Here is a 16,490-nt window from a genome sequence, read left to right as displayed (position 1 = left end):
GGGCAAGCCGTGCACACCGGCCGGTACGTCAAGCCGGCCCCCACAAATTTTAAACAGCAAAGTTGTACCCCAGTAGAGAGTTTGATGATGGCGCGCAAAGTAGTGATCACCGGTCTCGGAGCCACCACCCCCATCGGTGGGGACGTCCCTACCCTGTGGGAGAACGCCCTGAAGGGTGTTTCCGGCGCCGCAACCATGGAAGACAGCTGGGTCGAGGAATACGACCTGCCGGTGACCTTCGCCGCCCGCGCCTCCGTGCAGCCTTCCGAGGTGCTGACCCGTCCGGAGACCAAGCGCATGGACCCGTCCACGCAGTTCGCCGTCGTGGCGGCCCGCGAGGCCTGGGCCGACTCGGGCCTGTCCAAGGACGACGTCGACCGCAACAAGCTTGCCGTGGCTTTCGCCACCGGCATCGGCGGCGTCTGGACGCTGCTGAACGCCTGGGACACCCTGAAGGAAAAGGGCCCGCGCCGCGTGCTGCCGATGACCGTGCCGATGCTGATGCCCAACGGCCCGGCAGCCGCGGTGTCGCTGGACCTGGGAGCCGCTGGCGGCGCCCACACCCCCGTCTCCGCCTGCGCATCGGGCACCGAGGCCATGCACGTGGGCATGGAGCTGATCCGCGCCGGCAAGGCCGACGTGGTCATGGTCGGCGGCGCGGAAGCCGCCATCCACCCGATGCCGATTGCAGCGTTCTCCTCCATGCACGCCCTCTCGCGCCGCAACGACGATCCGGCCAAGGCTTCGCGCCCGTACGACGTGGACCGCGACGGCTTCGTGATGGGCGAAGGCGCCGGCGCACTGGTGCTGGAGTCCGAGGAGCACGCGCTGGCCCGCGGCGCCCGCATCTACGCCGAGCTGGCAGGCTCGTCGGTCACCGCCGATGCCTACCACATCACCGCGCCGGACCCGGAGGGCCTGGGCGCCACCCGCGCGCTGAAGGCCGCCATGTACGACGGCCGCATCCAGCCGGAGGACGTGGTGCACGTGAACGCGCACGCCACCTCCACCCCGGTAGGCGACAAGCCCGAGTACACCGCGCTGAAGGCCGCCCTGGGCGACCAGCTGGACAATGTCCTGGTCTCCGCCACCAAGTCGCAGATGGGCCACCTGCTTGGCGCATCCGGCGCCGTGGAGTCCGTGCTGACCACCCTGGCGATCTACCACCGCAAGGCCCCGGTCACCATCAACCTGGACAACCAGGATCCGGAGATCCCGCTGAACGTCGTCACCGGCGCTCCGGCCGACCTGCCGGCCGAGGGCTCGATCGTCGCGCTGAACAACTCCTTCGGCTTCGGCGGCCACAACGCCGTCGTCGCGATCCGCAGCATCTAGCAGCAGCTGTGCCCCCGCGGGCCGGAACCGAGCATTCGGTTCCGGCCCGCGGCGCGTTAACTGCACTTCCCTATTGTCGCCGGGCGCCGGGCGTTGCTACGCTCGATCTCGACAGGCCACCGATCATTTTCCACCTTTTAGGAGCCGCATCATGCGCACCTTGATCGCCACCGCATTCATCTCGCTGGACGGGGTCATGGAGGCGCCCGGCGGCGAACCCGGCTACCGCAACTCCGGCTGGACCATGAGCTCGGTGGACTTCGACCCGGCCGCCTACGAGATGAAGGGCACCGAACAGGGCGAGGCCACGGCTCTGCTGCTGGGGCGCCGCAGCTACCAGGCCTTCTCCCCCGTCTGGCCGGCGATGACCGAGGAATTCCCCGGCTACAACGCGATGCCCAAGTACGTGGTCTCCACGACGCTCAAGGACAAGGACCTGGTGGACAACTGGGGCGAGTCCACGATCCTGCGTTCGGCCTCCGACGTGGCCCGGCTGCGCGCCAGCGACGGCGGACCGATCAGCATCCACGGCTCCGCGACGCTGGTCCACTCGCTGCAGGAGCACCACCTGATCGACCGCTACCACCTGCTGGTTTTCCCGGTGCTGCTCGGCGCCGGCAAGCGCCTGTTCAGCGGCGCCGACCTGGACGCGCAGAAGCTCAAGCTCGTCGACTCCGCCGTCTATTCCAACGGCATCCAGAAGAACGTGTTCGACGTGCTGCGCTGATCTGCGCTCCTGCGCTACAGATAGGGCCGGGTGATCAGCTCGAGGTAGTGGCCCGACGGGTCCAGCAGGTAGACGCCCCGGCCGCCGTGCTCGCGGTTGATCTGCCCGGCCAGCTGGCGCTGCGGATCGGCCCAGTGCTCGATCCCGCGCGCGCCGATCAGCGCGTAGGCCCGATCGAAGTGCGCATCATCGAGCAGATATGCGTAGTGCTGCGGCGGGAACTGCATTGGCGGCGTGGCGAATTGCAGCAGCACGCCGCCGCCGATGCCGATGTTTTGGAACGGCCCCCAAGAGGGCTGCCGCTCGGCCTCCAGCAGCTCGATGTAGAACTCGGCCATCTGGGCCGCGTCGGTCGAGGCGATGATGGTGTGGTTGAAGTGCGCGGTCATGTTTCCCTCTCGTTGTACGGTTTCCGGTGTGCTTGGAAGGTGCATACGCAGGGAGGAGCGCGGATCAGGGAACGACCAGATGGCCGTTCCGGGAGCGGCCTGTGGTGGCCTGACTGGTCTTCATCACGATCGATCCTAGCACCAGCGGGTCGTCAGAAGGCAGATGCACAAAATGCGATCCCTCGCAGGGGGATCGCATTTTGTTTTTGGTAACAACCCCGCACCACCGGGGCTGGATCCGGGCCGGCTCGCGCAGACTCGGAGACTAGTTAACCAGTGGCTAAACCACCTGGTTGAGCCATCGAACAGAGGAGTTCTCCCCTGCATGTCGGAAGGGTTCGAGCTCCTCATCCCAAGCCTCGCCCAGGGCAATGGACATTTCCTGGTAGAAGATCGAGGGATTGCCGTCGCCCTTTTCATAGGCCCAGCGGATGCGCTCTTCGCTGATCATGACGTTGCCGGCCGTGTCGATGGTGGCGTGGAAGATCCCCAGATCCGGGGTCACCGACCAGCGGCTGCCGTCGACGCCCGGGCTCGGGTCCTCGGTGATTTCGAATCGCAGATGCTGCCACCCGTGGATTGCGCTGGTCAGCAACGCGCCAGTGCCTTGGGATCCTACCCACTCAATTTCGGCACGACGAAAGCCGGGTGCAGCGTGCTGTTCGGTCCATTCCATCTTGACCGGTTTTCCGAGCACGGACCCGATTGCCCATTCCAGATGTGGGCATAGCGCAGCAGTGGCGGAATGAATATAAATTACGCCCCTGGTCATCGGTGCAGACATGCCATCCTCCGTACGGTGTTGATCGTCTTCCCCTACGTCAACATCGTGGTGGTGCAGCTACCGCCGATAGTTCCATTTTGCCCGATGAACAGCACTTTTCGCTACTCGGGAGGGTAATTAGGAGGGAATTGGTAGATTCCCTCAGGCGCGCGGGTGCGCCTGCCGGTAGCTTTGGCGCAGCCGGTCCACCGAAACATGGGTGTAGAGCTGGGTCGTGGCCAGCGACGCGTGGCCGAGGAACTCCTGGACTGCGCGCAGATCCGCTCCACCATCGAGCAAATGGGTGGCCACCGTATGGCGCAGGGCATGCGGCCCGCTGGCGGCGGTATCCCCCAGCGATTTCAGCGCCTGCGAAATTACGTCGCGGGCCTGGCGCACATTCAACCTGCCGCCGCGCACGCCGACCAGCAGGGCGCCCTGGGCCTTTTCCTCGTCGACCAGAACGGCCCGATGGGTCAGCAGCCAGGAGGTCAGCACCCGCTGGGCGGGATTGCCGAACGGCACCATCCGTTCCTTGTTGCCCTTGCCGACAACCTTCAGCGTGCGGCGGCTGAAATCCAGATCCTTCACGTCCAAGGAGACCAGTTCGCTGATGCGCAGCCCCGAGGCGTAGAGCAGCTCGGCGATCACGCGGTCGCGGGCGTGGACCGCCAGCTGCTGCGGGCTCTGCGGCGCCTCATCGTCCGCCGCGCCGTCCTGTCCGGTGTGCTCGCCGGTATCCGCGAGCAGCCGGTCGATCTGCCCGGGTTGCAGCACATGCGGCAGGCGGCGCTCCTTCTTCGGCGCGGCCAGGCGCAGGGCCGGATCCTCGGCCACCAGCTGGTGCTTCAGCGCCCAGGCGAAGAAGTTCTTCACCGAGGAGATGCGCCGCGCGATAGTGGTGCGCGAGATCTGCGCTTCGTGCATGCTGGCCAGCCACTCGCGCAGCATCTCCACGTCGACATGGTGCGGTGCGCTGACCTGCCGGGTGGAGTACAGGAACGTGCCCATGGTGCGCAGGTCGACCTCGTAGGCGCGCAGCGTGTTCTCGCTGCGCCCGCGCTGCAAGCGCAGGTAATCCAGATAGTCGGCGACCGGTTCGGCGAACGAGGCCGGCAGCTGCGGGGTCTTGGTGGCGTTGGTGTCCTGCTTCATCCCTTCGAGGATACCGCGACGCACCTGCGGGTTAGGTGCGCGCCAGCTTCCACCCCGCGTCGTTGCGAACCGCCAAGCCGCGGCCCTGCAAGGTGGACAGCCCGCGCAGCGTCTGCAGGATCGTGACGCCGCTGCGCGCTGAGATCTCATCCGGGCTCATCGGCCTGGTGAAGGACAAGACGTCGTAGAGCATGCCGACCTCCGCGGGCAGCCCGTCCACCGGACGCTGACGCGGGTCGTCCGGTTCACTGGCGGCAACGCCGGCGGGTGCGTCTGGCCCGAGGCCCAGCAGCTCGGCCGCCTCGGCGGGGCTGGAGATCAGTTCGGCGGCTCCGGAGCGGATCAGCCGGTGGGTGCCCGCCGAGTTCGGCGAGAACACGCTGCCGGGCACCGCCGCGACATCCCTGCCCAGCTCCACGGCATGGCTTGCCGTGTTCAGCGCCCCGGAGCGGTGCCGCGCCTCGGTGATGATGGTCAACCTGCTGAAGGCGGCAATCAACCGGTTGCGGTTCAGGAACCTGAAACGCGTCGGTGTGGTGCCCGGCGGCACCTCTGAGTACAGCGCGCCGCGGGTGATGACCTGCTCGAGCAGGTTGTGGTTTCCGGCCGGGTAGAGCCGGTCTGCTCCGCCAGCGAGGAACGTGGCGGTCGGCGGGTTCGGGAACTCCCAGCCGTCGTGGGACAGCGCGGCGCGGTGGGCGGACGCGTCGATCCCGTAGGCGCCGCCGGAAACGATCGTGAAGCCCTGCAGCCCCAGCGCCCGGGCCAGCTCGAAGGTGACCTGGTTGCCGTAGTCGCTGGCGTCGCGCGAGCCGACGATGGACACCGTGCGCTCGCGGTCCCCGCCGAGGTTCCCCGGGTCGGCCGCCCGCCACCACAGGCACAGCGGCCGGCTCAGGCCCAGGTCGTCCAGCTGGGCTGGCCAGCCGGGGTCCTGGCTGGTGAGCAGTCCCCCGCCGAGGCGCTGCATGGCCTGCAGGGCGGCATGCTCGTTGGCGTAGGGCAGCCGCTTGCGCCAGCGGGTGAGCGCGACGCGCAGGTCCTGGGCGGAATTCGGGGCCGGCTGCCGGCCGGTGGCCTCGGCCAGCTTCAGCCCCAGGTCCAGCGGCACGTGGTCCTCACGGCGGATCAGGGCCAGCAGCTCGGCCGGGGTCATCAGCTCCAGCAGGGCCGCGGCGGTGACGTCGTTCGGTTCGACCAGCTGGTTCAGCGCGGCCAGGCACAGTGTGTGCGGAAGGTGGCCGACGGCGTCCTGCCGCGGGGCGGGGGTCTGCGGTGCGGTGCTCATGGTGGTGCTCCTTGTCCCGGGGCTAGGTGCAGTACAGCTAGGGGGTGTGCAGGTTCTGGCGCAGGTGGGCGGCGATCTGGACGTCGTCCGGCGCCGGGTGCTGGTGGCCCTGGGTGTCGGCGACGGTCCAGGCCAGACGCAGCAGGCGGTCGGTGGCGCGGGCCGAGAGGCCGCCGCATTCGGCGGCGGCTTCCACGGCGCGGCGCGTGGCCATCGGGTAGTCCAGCTCATGGCGCAGGATCCGGGTGGGGATCTGCGCATTGCAGCCGACGCCGTAGCCCTGCAAGCGGGCGGCGGCTCGGGCGCGGGCCTCCAGCACTCGGTCGCGCACCACGGCGCTTGACTCGTTGGCCTGCTGCCCGACCAGCTGTCCGCCGGGCACCGGGTTCAGCCGCACCTGCAGGTCGGTGCGGTCCAGGATCGGTCCCGAAAGCCGGCCGAAATAGCGGCGGCGGGCCATCGGTGTGCAGGTGCAGCCGGTGCCCGCGGCGTAGTTCCTCCCGCAGGGGCAGGGATTTGAAGCCATGACCAGCTGGAAGCGGGCCGGCAGCCGGGCGTGGCCGCGTGTGCGGTCCAGGGTGATGCAGCCCTCCTCGATGGGCTGGCGCAGCGCGTCGAGCACGCCGGTGTTGAAATGCGCCACCTCGTCCAGGAACAGCACCCCGTGGTGCGCGCGGGTGATCGCGCCGGGCACCATGCGCCGGGTGCCGCCGCCGATCAGCGCGGTGAGCGAGGCGGTGTGGTGCGGGGCGATGAATGCCGGGGTGCGGCGCAGCGCGGCGATGGGAGATTCGGAGCCGTGGGTGATCGAGTGCACCGCGGTGGCTTCCAGCGCCTGCAGATCATCCAGCGGCGGCAGGATTCCGGGCAGGGCGCTGGCCAGCAGGGTCTTGCCCGCGCCGGCCGGCCCGACCATGATCAGGTGGTGCCCGCCGGCCGCGGCGAGCTCCAAGGCCAGGCGCGCCTCCCCCTGCCCGTTGACCAGCGACAGGTCGGTGGGCTCCGGGGGCGCGGGCGCGTCAGGCTGCCGGCCCGCGGCTGCATGGCGCAGGTTGATGCTCAGCCCCGCTGCGTCGGCCCCGCAGTGGATGAGGACCTGGCCCAGGTGGTCGGCGGCGAATACGCGGGCTCCGGGCACCAACCGGGCCTCGGCCTCGTTGCCGCGGGCGACCACCAGGTTCGGCAGGCGAAGTGCCACGGCAAGCTGAGCGGCGGGAAGCACCCCGGGCACCGGACGCAGCATGCCGTCCAGCCCCAGCTCAGCCAGGTAGACGGTGTTCGGAGGCGGGGAGATCTGCCGGTCCGCGGACAGCGCGGCGACCAGGATGGCCAGGTCGAAGCCGGAGCCGAATTTGGGCAGCGTGGCCGGCGAGAGGTTGACGGTGAGCTTGCGGTTGGCGATCGGGATGCCGGTGTTGCGCGCGGCGGCCTTGATCCGCTCGCGCGCCTCGTTCAGCGACGCGTCGGGCAGGCCGAGGATCACGAAGCCGGGGATCCCGTTGCCCAGGTCGGCCTCCACCTCGATTAGCGCCGCCTGCACCCCCTGGAAGGCGATCGCGTGGGTGCGGGCGGTGCTCATGAGCGCACGTCCGGCAGGTGCCGGCAGGCCAGGGCGCCGCCGGGTGCGGGATAGACCTCGACGACGTCCACCCGCAGCTGCGGGCAGTAGGCGCCGTGGACCTTGCACCAGGCGATCAGCAGCCGGTGCAGCCGGGCGAACTTCGCGGGATTCACCGCGTCGAACGCGGTGCCGAACCCCTGGGAGGAGCGGGTCTTGACCTCCACCGCGGCCAGGGCGCCGGCCGGGTCGCGGACCACCAGGTCAAGCTCGCCGCTGCGGCACCGCCAGTTGCGGTCCAGGATCCGGTAGCCGCCGGCTTCGAGGTGCTCGGCGGCCGCCCGCTCGCCCCGGGCTCCGAGTTCCTGCTGCTGAGTGGTCATCGCCGCCTCCTTGAATCGGTCTGTGCGTGTTCAGACCAGTTTCAGGGGCTGCGGGGCGGGGCCGGTGCGGCGGGGTGCGGATTGTGGAGAACGCGGTTAGCTCTCCAGCCCCTCCTTGGGGATCTGCAGCTCGTCGCGGTTCAGCTCCTCGACGTTGACGTCCTTGAAGGTGAGCACCTTCACTGCCTTCACGAAGCGGCCCTGGCGGTAGATGTCCCAGACCCAGGCGTCGGTCAGCGTGAGCTCGAAGTAGACCTCGCCGGCGTTGGACAGCGTCTTCACGTCGACCTGGTTGGCCAGGTAGAAGCGGCGTTCGGTTTCCACCACGTAGTTGAACAGCCCGACCACGGTCTTGTACTCGCGGTACAGCTGCAGCTCCATGTCGGACTCGTAGTTTTCCAGTTCGTCGCCAGCCATCACTTTGCCTTCAATCCTGTGGGTTTACCTTCGTCCTTGCCCGGGCTGGAAGTCAAGTTCCAGCTCTTGCGGTGGTAGTCGCAGGGGCCCAGGGCGACGATCGCCTCGCGGTGCGCGGCGGTGGCATAGCCCTTGTTGACCTCCCAGCCGAACGCGGGATGCGCCGGAGCCAGCTGCGCCATGATCCCGTCGCGCTCCACCTTGGCCAGGATCGACGCGCCGGCGATCGCCTGGCAGGTCATGTCCCCCTTGACGATGGTGCGCACCGGAACGTGCAGGCCCACCGGTTCGCGGTCCGCGGCCAGCAGGTCGAAGAGATCCTGCTCGGGGGCGCTTAGCCAGTCGTAGCTGCCGTCCAGCAGCACCGCCTCGGGGGCCACCGCGCAGGCGGCCACCGCGCGGGTGCCGGCCAGGCGCAGCGCCCCGGTGACCCCGAGCTGATCGATCTCCGCGGCTGAGGCATGCCCCACGCCGTAGCCGGCCGCCCACGCGCGCACCGGCTGAACCAGTTCCTCGCGCTTGGCGGCGGTGAGCAGCTTGGAGTCGCGCAGCTGCGGGAATTCGGTCACGGCCTGGATGTCGATTACGGTGACGCCCACGCTGATCGGTCCGGCCAGGGCGCCGCGGCCTACCTCGTCGGCGGCGCCGATGAAGCGCACGCCGTGGGCGGCGGCCAGGGCGCGCTCGTGCTCCAGCGTGGTGGCCTTGGAGGACTTGGAAGTTCTGGGCGCGGTGGCGGGCATGCTAGTTCCCCGGGGTCGGGACGGCGGCGAAGACTTCCTCGTGGGAGTCGATGGTGCCCCAGCGCGACAGCGGCCAGGAGATGACCGAGGCCTTGCCCTGCACCGAGTCGACGTCCACGAACCCGCCCTGGACATCCGGGTGGAAGCGGGAGTCGGCGCTCTCGGCGCGGTGGTCGCCCATCACCCAGAGCTTGCCCTCCGGCACGGTGACCTTGAAGGCCATGTCGCTGGGGGTGTTCCCGGGGTAGATGTAGGGTTCGTCGATCGGGGTGCCGTTGATGCTCAGCCTGCCGTCGACGGTGCAGCACTCCACGGTGTCCCCCGCGGTGCCGATGATGCGCTTGACCAGGTACTGCTCGCCGGCGGCCGGCAGGATGCCGACGAAGGACAGCGCCGATTCCACCGCGGTGGGCTGGGCTTCAAGCGGCGGCAGCCAGTCAAGGTCATCGCGGAACACCACCACGTCCCCGCGCTCCAGCTCGAATGGGCCCGGGACCATGAGGTTCGCGAAGATCCGGTCGTTAATCTGCAAGGTGTTCTCCATGGAGCCCGACGGGATGTAGTAGGCGCGGAAGAAGAAGGTCTTGATGACGAAGGACAGCACCAGGGCGATCGCGACGATGATCACGATCTCCCGGATGAAGCGCCAGAGTTTGTAGAGCGGTCCGCCCTGCTGCGGACTTTCGGCTGATTTGGCGCTCACGGCTGGGTGCGTCCCTTTCGCTTGTGGTCAATACCCTCCATCTTACGTACGCAGCCGCGCGGCGGCGCCACGTGGCACGCTGCACGCACGAATTGCCCAGATAATTGCCACTCCGGCCGCGGCCACCGGGCGCGAACGCCGGCAGGCTGCGCTAGCTCGACGGGGTGCCGACGCTGGCCGGGGCCGGGGAGGCCGGGCCGCTGCTGTCGGTGAAGTCCAACGGGATCGCGCCGGCCGGCTTGTCCTTGGCCAGCGCGTCCTGCACGGCCTGGCGCTGGGAGGCGTCCACCGCCAGGGTCAGGCCCCCGGTGCGCGGGTTCAGCGTGTAGGCATGGATCGCCGAGCGCAGCCGCGGCTCCTGCTTCGCCTGCCAGGCCATGATTTGCGAGATGCCCTCGCGCAGCTGGGCGTTGCTGTACTCCACCAGGTGCCCGACCGCGCCGGCCTGCTCGATGGCCTTCACTGCGGTATCGTTGGTCGCGGCGACGTGCAGCTTGCCGTCCTGTATCCAGCCCTGGACGAATTCGTCGCCCAGTTCCCCGGACAGGCGCTCGTTCAGTGACAATAGGGCAGTTTGGTCCACATCTGCTCCCTTCGTCGGGGCCGGTGCCGGCGACGTGCCTGGCGGCAAGATTTGGGTGCCTGAAGGCTGTGCTGACCGTGATTGCGGCGCTTCCTGCTGCTGGCCACACCCGGTGAGCACCAGGCCCAGGGCGGCGGCCGAGGCGGCCAAGGCCGCCGGGAATCGTACTGCGGCGTACCTGCTTCTCATGGTGCTCCCTCGTCTTCTGGCGACCTGAACCGCGGCCTGGGTCGTGTGGTCACCGGAGGATACCCCATCCAGTGCAATGCTTCCCCGGCCGCGGCAGGTTCCCCCTAGCTGTGGCGGCGGGAGCCGCGGCGCAGCAGCAGCGCGCAGCCGACCAGCGCCAGGATGCCGCCGGCAACTACCAGCGGCATGCTGCTCGTGCCGGTATCTGCCAGCGATCCCTCGGGGGCAGGCTCCACGATGGATTCGACGCTGCCTTGGGTGGCATTCGACGCCGTCGGGGAAGCGGACTCGGCCGGTTCATTCGTTTCCCCGGGATCCTGCGAAGCCGACGGCGCGGCGGAGTCCTGTGTGGGCTCGACGGGCGTCGGGCTCGGCTCTGGAGCCACCACCTCAACGCTGGCGCGGGTCTCCTCGGAGATGTTTAGCCCGTTGACCGCCTGAAGGGTGAAGGCGAATTCGCCTTCCTCCCGCGGCGCGGTGAAGGTGAATACTCCCTCGAAGTCCACGTCTACGGTGTCGATCACCTTCCCGTCGACGATGATGTTGATCTCGGTGCCGCTGGACGCATCTTGCACGGTTCCGGTGATCTCCGCGCCGGGGGCGACATCCGGCTTGCTGTCCGCCGCGTCCAATTCCGGCGCGTTGATGAAGAACTTCACCTGGTACCCCTGGATATAACCCTTGGCCTGCACGTCGGCCAGCGAGGTGTAGAACGCGAGGTCATCGTCATCGGTGTCGCTCAGGCCAGCGCTATACGCCGAGGCAATGCCCACCGCACTGGAACCTGCCAGTGCCGGTCCGCCGGAGTCGCCGTCTTTCACCACGCTCAAACCCGGGTTGGCCGCTCCGTAGCCCCACACTGGGCGCTGGTCATTGGCATAACCGGCGACGAAAAACAGGCCTTCGCCGAAGATTTTCGAGCAGCTCCAGCCGGTAGTGCGCCCCGAGGCGCAGACCTCGGACCCGGCAACGGCCTTGGAAACTCCAGTCACGGTCATGGCGTCTTCACCAGGACCGCCCGCCGACCACGTGGTCACCGCTGGTGGCAGATTGAGCTCGCGGTCGATGCCCTCGATCACCGCTATGTCGGTACCAGGTTCGGTGTTCTCCTTGAGATGGTCCTGCTCCTGCGGGGTTAGCTGGTCCAACTGCCCGTGGGAAATCCCGGAATTGTTGATTCCACCGAACTGGCTGAATCCGAAGCTGCCAACAGGAGGCGCAAAACCTTCTAAAGTATCGGGAGCACTCTGCACCATAGTCCCGAAGATCTTTCCCGCACCGTCCAGGGCGCAGTGTCCGGCGGTCAGCATCGCGTCCTCGCCGGACGGTGACCACGCGTTAAAGCCCGTCGAGCAAATTACCATGTTTGGCGACGGCATGCCCGAGGGATCGACAAAGTACCCGGTGCCGCCGTAGAAATCGTCGCCTGCGGAAGTCTTGGCCGGGCCTGACCCTTCCACGAGCGCGACACCATCGGCTTCCTCGACGAATTCCTCCAGCGTCAGCGACATCAGTCCCGTCGGATCCTGGGTCGCGGGACTTTCCTGCTTTTCCGCTCCGGCAGAGCCGTCGGCGATGATCTGCAGGCCGCTGCTGGTGTTCATGATCGCTGTCAGGCGCGTCAGCTCGGTTGGTTTCACGTTCTTGAGAACTTCTGCGTAGACGTCATTGACGTCAGTAATCGTCCCGACTTCTGCGGTGACAGTGGCAGAGGTCGCAGCGGTAGACTCGACAATTTCCTTCGCCCTGTCTTCGTCCGCCTCGCCAACGGTGATCTGGGCTTTGCCGTCCTCGACGGTCGCGGTTGCCTTAATGCCTTCGACGCCCAATTTCTCCCGGATTTCCGCGGCCTGCTTTGAGTGCTTGGCGTCTTCCTTGAACTCGTCGACGGTTTTGCCCAGATCGCGCTGCACCGCTTCGCTGAGTCCTTCGGTCGGCATAGTTGGATCTGTGGACGCGGCAGTCGATGGTGCCGTGGAGGTCGAACTCGGAGTCTCAAGCGGCGTTTGGCTCGCTTCAGGAGCCGCGGCAGCTGGCATGAAACTGCCACCAACCATCAGGGCGGTTGCAGCCATGGTCGCCAGACCACGCGGCGCCGTTTTGCTATTCAGTTTTGGCATTAATGCTTCTCCCAGATGTCAGAGTGCGAGTGTTCCGAGAAGCCACGGCAAAATGGGCACGGCGAACCTCAGAGTGGTACCAAAACGAAACCATATCCGGGAAATTGCGCGGTTTTCAAGCATCTGCGCAACCGAAAATATTTGGGAATTACAGCATAATGTCTAGTCAGATGAGTATCGAACATCAGAACTGGGTCGCTACCGGCTTGAGTGATCAAGATTCGCAGATCCGGCGGCGCATATTTGAGCCAAGTCAGCGCAGATCTAAGCGCGGCATTGCTCAGAGTAAGATAATCCGTTTCCGCTTATTCGATGCAACCGCAAGATTACGAAGCTTCAACGCAATATCAGTCTTTGAGTTCAGCAAGTCGCCCATGTCGAACCGTGAAATTGAGATTTCAAAATACGAATGAAACCCTCAAGAAACTATTCTTCACCGGGCCTGCCGAATGTACAGTACGGGAGCACGGACGGCAGCAGAACGGGTAGCGAACGCTGGTGGCAACGGACAGTGATGCAATAGCTAACGGATTTCGGTGCGCTGGTCAATCGGCCAGATGATATTTGTTGCGCGTCCAGTGACGCGGTCCAGGCTGATCATGCCGCCGCCGCTGGCTCCGAGCAACGATCGGGAATCCTGCGACACGGAACGGTGGTCCCCCATGACCCAAACGCGGCCAGCAGGAACTTCGACTGAGAACTTCATGTCGCTTGGCGCATCGCCATTGAAGAGGTAGGGCTCGTCGATCGGTTCGCCGTTGACGGTGACGCGGCCGTCGGCCGAACAGCATTCAACGGTATCCCCGCCCACCCCGATCACGCGCTTGACATAGGAATGGGAGCTGCCCGAAAGCTTGAAGGCGCCCACGAGGTCGTCAACCACCGAGGATCGGGCATAGGGCAAGAACGATCCCCGACCGTCGAATACGATGACGTCCCCGCGCTGGGGCTCGGCGTCGTCGTAGGCGCGTCGGTCCACGGAGATGGCCTGGCCCGGGTTCAGCGTTGACTGCATCGAATCCGAGCGGATGCTGAAGACATCGACGAAGAATGCACGGATGATAATCACGGCGACCAACCCGCAAATGACAGCGAGAACAGCGAAGCGCCAGACCCAGTAAAAGGCCCGGCGCTTCGTGATTGCCGCTTCAGGGCGAGCAATCTGCTTCATGGAAGAACGCAGATTACTTCTTGCCGCCGAAATCGCGCTTCTCGCGGATGCGAGCAGCCTTGCCGTGACGATCGCGCATGTAGTACAGCTTTGCACGACGCACGTCGCCCTTGGACACAACCTCAATCTTTTCGATGATTGGGGAGTGAACCGGGAAGGTACGCTCGATACCGGTGCCGAAGGAAACCTTGCGGACGGTGAAGGTCTCGCCTACGCCGCGGCCCTGACGGCCCAGTACGTAGCCCTGGAAGACCTGAACACGGGAGTTCTTGCCTTCGATGATGTTGACGTGCACCTTGAGGGTGTCGCCAGGACCGAAAGCAGGAACGTCGGAACGCAGGCTAGCTGCATCCAAAGAGTCAAGAATATGCATTGTGCATCTCCTAGGATCAATGCCGCAGGTCACCGAATCCTCGTAGCGGGGCTCTTCGAGCGCCTGAAACGGCGCCGAACTCCCCGGAACGTTTACCACCGGCTGGCTTTAGCAACCGATGCGGCGGTTCTTGAAGTCCGGGATCCCCCTGCGGCAGGATTCGGACAAAACACACCAAGAGTCAATTTTGCCATATAAATATCCCTGAGGTGAACACCGCGGCGGAGCAATCCGCCGTGATGTTGGCCTCGCGAGGAGTTTATTCGGATTCGGTTCCTGCGCCGGTAGCCCAATCGAGCTGGGACTTGGGCAGAATCTCGCCTTCAACCACGGCAAAACCGTTATGCCACAGGGCATCTCGGTCCCGGCGGTTCAGGCTTTCCACGTCGAGCTGGGTGATCAGGTCCGGCCGGCGGTCGGCCGTGCGCTTGATCTGCTCGTCGCGGCGGTGGCGGGCTACTCGGTGGTGGTTGCCGCCCAGCAGCACCTCGGGAACCTCGCGGCCGCGCCAGGACGCAGGCTTGGTGTAGACGGGGTACTCCAGCAGCACATCCGAGTGCGATTCCTCGACGAGCGACTCGGGGTTGCCGATGACACCGGGAATCAGGCGCCCGATGGCCTCGACCATCACCATGACCGCGACTTCTCCCCCGTTGAGGACATAGTCGCCGATGGAGACGGGAATAACGGTGAAGTTCTCGTGCGCGTACTCGATGACGCGCTCGTCGATGCCTTCGTAGCGGCCGCAGGCGAAGACCAAGTGCTCTTCTTCGGCGAGGTCGTAGGCCATCTGCTGGTTGAAGACCGCCCCTGCGGGCGAAGGCACGATCAGCACCGGCTTCTTGTCGGCCGGAGCCTTGGCGCGGACAGCGTCCAGCGCCTGGCCCCACGGCTCGGGCATCATGACCATGCCGGCGCCGCCGCCGTACGGGGTGTCGTCCACCTTGCGGTGCTTGTCGGTGGTGAAGTCGCGCAGATTGGTGACGTTCAGGTCCAGGATGCCGTCTTCCGCGGCGCGGCCGATGAGCGAAAGCTGCAGCGGGTTCAGGTATTCGGGGAAGATCGAGATCACGTCCAGGCGCATTACTTGGATTCCCCCTCGGGCTGCTCCGAATCCTCGGAGTTCAGCTCCAGCAGGCCCGGAGGCGGGGTGATGGTCAGCGTACCGGCCTCGGTATCGATCTCCGGGACGAATTCGTCCACGAACGGCAGGTAGATTTCCTCGCCGTCGGCGTTCTCGAAGACCAGCAGATCCTGGGCGGGGTTGGTGCGCAGCGCCGTGACAACGCCGACCTCGACGCCGTCGTGCATGACCTTCAGGTCCTGCAGCTCGTGCTCGTACCACTCGTCCGAGTCGTCCTCCGGCTCCTCGCCGACCTCGATCTCCAGGCGGGCGCCGCGCAGCGTCTCAGCGGCGTTGCGGTCCGCGATCTCCTGGAAGGAAAGCAACAGGATTGCCTTGTTCCAACGCGCGTTCTTGATGGTCAGCGACTCAACCGGGCCGTCGGTGACATGCAGGACTTCGCCGGCGACAAAGCGCTCTTCGGGTGCGTCGGTGAGGACCTGGGCCGTGACTTCGCCGCGGATGCCGTGGGGCTTGCCGATGCGGGCTACCTGCAATCGCATGTTCGCTGAACCTTTTCTTCGGTGGATGGCTTCAGATGGTGAAGGATAAAAATTTTGGGGTGAAACACTAAAGGAGTTCCCGCGTTGTAGAGCGGAAACTCCTTTAGTGGTGAGGCTCGGCCTAGGCCGGGCCTCTAAGTTGTTCAGCCTCGGCGACGATCAGTGTCGATAACATCAACACGGATCGGCTCCTTGGCCAACGCTGCCATCACTGTGCGCAGTGCCCGTGCAGTGCGACCCTGGCGTCCGATCACGCGACCGAGATCATCAGGATTCACACGTACTTCGAGCAGGTCGCCGCGGCGGGTGGACTTCAGGGCAACCTGAACGTCCTCCGGCTCCTCGACAACCCCGCGGACCAAGTGGTCTAGCGCGTCAACGAGCATGATTACTCAGCCTCGGTAGCTTCAGCCTCTGCCTCTTCGGCAGCTGGCTTTTCAGCCTTCTTGGTGATGGCTTCCTTGAGGATAACCGAGCCCTTTTCAGGAGCAACGAATGCTGGCTTAGGCTCGGCAACCTTGTAGGTGCCTTCCTGGCCATCGATGCCCTTGAACTTCTGCCAGTCACCGGTGATCTTCAGCAGTGCGTGTACCTGCTCGGTTGGCTGAGCGCCAACGGACAGCCAGTACTGTGCACGGTCCGAATCGATCTCGATGATCGAAGGGTTCTCGGTCGGGTGGTACTTACCGATCTCCTCGATGGCACGGCCATCGCGCTTGGCGCGCGAGTCCATGACGACAACGCGGTAGAAAGGTGCGCGCATCTTACCGAAGCGCTTCAGACGAATCTTTACGGCCACTTTTGTGGTCTCCTGTTTCTCAACATGGTCGAACCAAGCTTTGTGCACCTGTGGGGCAGGCCTTACTGACCTGGTTCTAAAAGGACAGGATTCGAAACGGAGAGAGGGTCCATAACAAATCGAGTACCCTGCAATTATGCCAGAGACCCGGCGCTCAAACCAATTATT

20 protein-coding genes are annotated in these 16,490 nt (G+C 65.7%); 3 read left to right on the top strand and 17 right to left on the bottom strand.

Annotated elements, in window-relative coordinates:
* Nucleotides 1-87 precede the first annotated feature (87 nt).
* The gene (fabF, locus tag RF641_RS02170; protein ID WP_047118981.1) at nucleotides 88-1,335 is read left to right on the top strand and encodes a beta-ketoacyl-ACP synthase II; all 1,248 of its coding nucleotides are present in this window, start codon (nucleotides 88-90) and stop codon (nucleotides 1,333-1,335) included.
* A gap of 151 nt (nucleotides 1,336-1,486) precedes the next feature.
* On the top strand, nucleotides 1,487-2,062 hold the full coding sequence (locus tag RF641_RS02165; protein WP_424572383.1) for a dihydrofolate reductase family protein: 576 nt from the start codon (nucleotides 1,487-1,489) through the stop codon (nucleotides 2,060-2,062).
* Nucleotides 2,063-2,076: 14 nt separating this feature from the next.
* Here RF641_RS02165 and RF641_RS02160 read toward each other — a convergent pair whose 3' ends face one another.
* The 11 genes from RF641_RS02160 to RF641_RS02110 all read right to left on the bottom strand — a co-directional run bounded on the left by RF641_RS02160 (nucleotide 2,077) and on the right by RF641_RS02110 (nucleotide 12,173).
* Entirely contained in the window at nucleotides 2,077-2,451 is a 375-nt protein-coding gene (locus RF641_RS02160) for a VOC family protein (RefSeq protein ID WP_047118979.1), read from the bottom strand.
* Between the two features lie 280 nt (nucleotides 2,452-2,731).
* Nucleotides 2,732-3,235, bottom strand: a complete 504-nt coding sequence (locus RF641_RS02155; RefSeq protein WP_424572382.1) for a DUF3145 domain-containing protein — start codon at nucleotides 3,233-3,235, stop codon at nucleotides 2,732-2,734.
* Nucleotides 3,236-3,376: 141 nt separating this feature from the next.
* Nucleotides 3,377-4,369, bottom strand: a complete 993-nt coding sequence (locus RF641_RS02150) for a tyrosine recombinase XerC (protein ID WP_047118977.1) — start codon at nucleotides 4,367-4,369, stop codon at nucleotides 3,377-3,379.
* 31 nt (nucleotides 4,370-4,400) lie between these two features.
* Nucleotides 4,401-5,657, bottom strand: a complete 1,257-nt coding sequence (gene dprA / locus RF641_RS02145) for a DNA-processing protein DprA (RefSeq protein WP_424572381.1) — start codon at nucleotides 5,655-5,657, stop codon at nucleotides 4,401-4,403.
* Nucleotides 5,658-5,694: 37 nt separating this feature from the next.
* Nucleotides 5,695-7,236, bottom strand: coding sequence for a YifB family Mg chelatase-like AAA ATPase (locus RF641_RS02140; RefSeq protein ID WP_424572380.1), 1,542 nt, complete (start codon nucleotides 7,234-7,236; stop codon nucleotides 5,695-5,697).
* Nucleotides 7,233-7,598, bottom strand: a complete 366-nt coding sequence (locus tag RF641_RS02135) for a YraN family protein (RefSeq protein WP_047118975.1) — start codon at nucleotides 7,596-7,598, stop codon at nucleotides 7,233-7,235. Before RF641_RS02135 ends, RF641_RS02140 begins: the two co-directional genes overlap by 4 nt.
* A 96-nt stretch (nucleotides 7,599-7,694) precedes the next feature.
* Nucleotides 7,695-8,015 carry a DUF2469 domain-containing protein gene (locus RF641_RS02130; protein WP_047118974.1) on the bottom strand — a complete coding sequence of 107 codons (321 nt, stop codon included), beginning with the start codon at nucleotides 8,013-8,015 and terminating at the stop codon, nucleotides 7,695-7,697.
* A complete protein-coding gene (locus tag RF641_RS02125) occupies nucleotides 8,015-8,758 on the bottom strand; it encodes a ribonuclease HII (protein WP_424572379.1) in 744 nt (247 codons plus the stop codon). The genes RF641_RS02130 and RF641_RS02125 overlap by 1 nt, the downstream gene beginning before the upstream one ends.
* 1 nt (nucleotide 8,759) lies before the next feature.
* Complete coding sequence (gene lepB, locus RF641_RS02120; protein ID WP_424572378.1) at nucleotides 8,760-9,461, bottom strand: signal peptidase I; 702 nt, start codon at nucleotides 9,459-9,461, stop codon at nucleotides 8,760-8,762.
* A gap of 151 nt (nucleotides 9,462-9,612) precedes the next feature.
* Complete coding sequence (locus RF641_RS02115; protein WP_424572377.1) at nucleotides 9,613-10,026, bottom strand: hypothetical protein; 414 nt, start codon at nucleotides 10,024-10,026, stop codon at nucleotides 9,613-9,615.
* Nucleotides 10,027-10,337: 311 nt separating this feature from the next.
* Nucleotides 10,338-12,173, bottom strand: coding sequence for a S1 family peptidase (locus RF641_RS02110; protein WP_424572376.1), 1,836 nt, complete (start codon nucleotides 12,171-12,173; stop codon nucleotides 10,338-10,340).
* 350 nt (nucleotides 12,174-12,523) lie between these two features.
* Here RF641_RS02110 and RF641_RS02105 point away from each other — a divergent pair, with 350 nt between their 5' ends.
* Nucleotides 12,524-12,766: a hypothetical protein gene (locus tag RF641_RS02105; RefSeq protein WP_147407250.1), complete on the top strand. Its 243-nt coding sequence runs from the start codon at nucleotides 12,524-12,526 to the stop codon at nucleotides 12,764-12,766.
* 110 nt (nucleotides 12,767-12,876) lie between these two features.
* Here the strand turns inward: RF641_RS02105 and lepB (RF641_RS02100) are convergent, their stop codons facing one another.
* The 6 genes from lepB (RF641_RS02100) to rpsP all read right to left on the bottom strand — a co-directional run bounded on the left by lepB (RF641_RS02100) (nucleotide 12,877) and on the right by rpsP (nucleotide 16,322).
* Nucleotides 12,877-13,524, bottom strand: a complete 648-nt coding sequence (gene lepB / locus RF641_RS02100) for a signal peptidase I (protein ID WP_120990612.1) — start codon at nucleotides 13,522-13,524, stop codon at nucleotides 12,877-12,879.
* A gap of 13 nt (nucleotides 13,525-13,537) precedes the next feature.
* Nucleotides 13,538-13,897 (bottom strand): 50S ribosomal protein L19, encoded by a 360-nt coding sequence (gene rplS / locus RF641_RS02095; protein ID WP_053798020.1) that lies wholly within the window; start codon nucleotides 13,895-13,897, stop codon nucleotides 13,538-13,540.
* 259 nt (nucleotides 13,898-14,156) lie between these two features.
* Nucleotides 14,157-14,981: a tRNA (guanosine(37)-N1)-methyltransferase TrmD gene (gene trmD, locus RF641_RS02090; RefSeq protein WP_047118967.1), complete on the bottom strand. Its 825-nt coding sequence runs from the start codon at nucleotides 14,979-14,981 to the stop codon at nucleotides 14,157-14,159.
* Nucleotides 14,981-15,523, bottom strand: a complete 543-nt coding sequence (gene rimM, locus RF641_RS02085) for a ribosome maturation factor RimM (protein WP_053798022.1) — start codon at nucleotides 15,521-15,523, stop codon at nucleotides 14,981-14,983. Before rimM ends, trmD begins: the two co-directional genes overlap by 1 nt.
* A 143-nt stretch (nucleotides 15,524-15,666) precedes the next feature.
* Nucleotides 15,667-15,909 (bottom strand): RNA-binding protein, encoded by a 243-nt coding sequence (locus RF641_RS02080; protein ID WP_047118965.1) that lies wholly within the window; start codon nucleotides 15,907-15,909, stop codon nucleotides 15,667-15,669.
* A 2-nt stretch (nucleotides 15,910-15,911) separates the two neighbouring features.
* Nucleotides 15,912-16,322, bottom strand: coding sequence for a 30S ribosomal protein S16 (rpsP, locus tag RF641_RS02075; protein WP_047118964.1), 411 nt, complete (start codon nucleotides 16,320-16,322; stop codon nucleotides 15,912-15,914).
* Nucleotides 16,323-16,490: the final 168 nt, after the last annotated feature.

Origin of the sequence: Arthrobacter sp. 'calajunan' (genome assembly GCF_046940185.1) — a bacterium.
Lineage (GTDB): Bacteria > Actinomycetota > Actinomycetes > Actinomycetales > Micrococcaceae > Glutamicibacter > Glutamicibacter soli.
The sequence above is the reverse complement of the archived record's forward strand: the minus strand, read 5'-3'. Positions and strand labels throughout refer to the sequence as shown.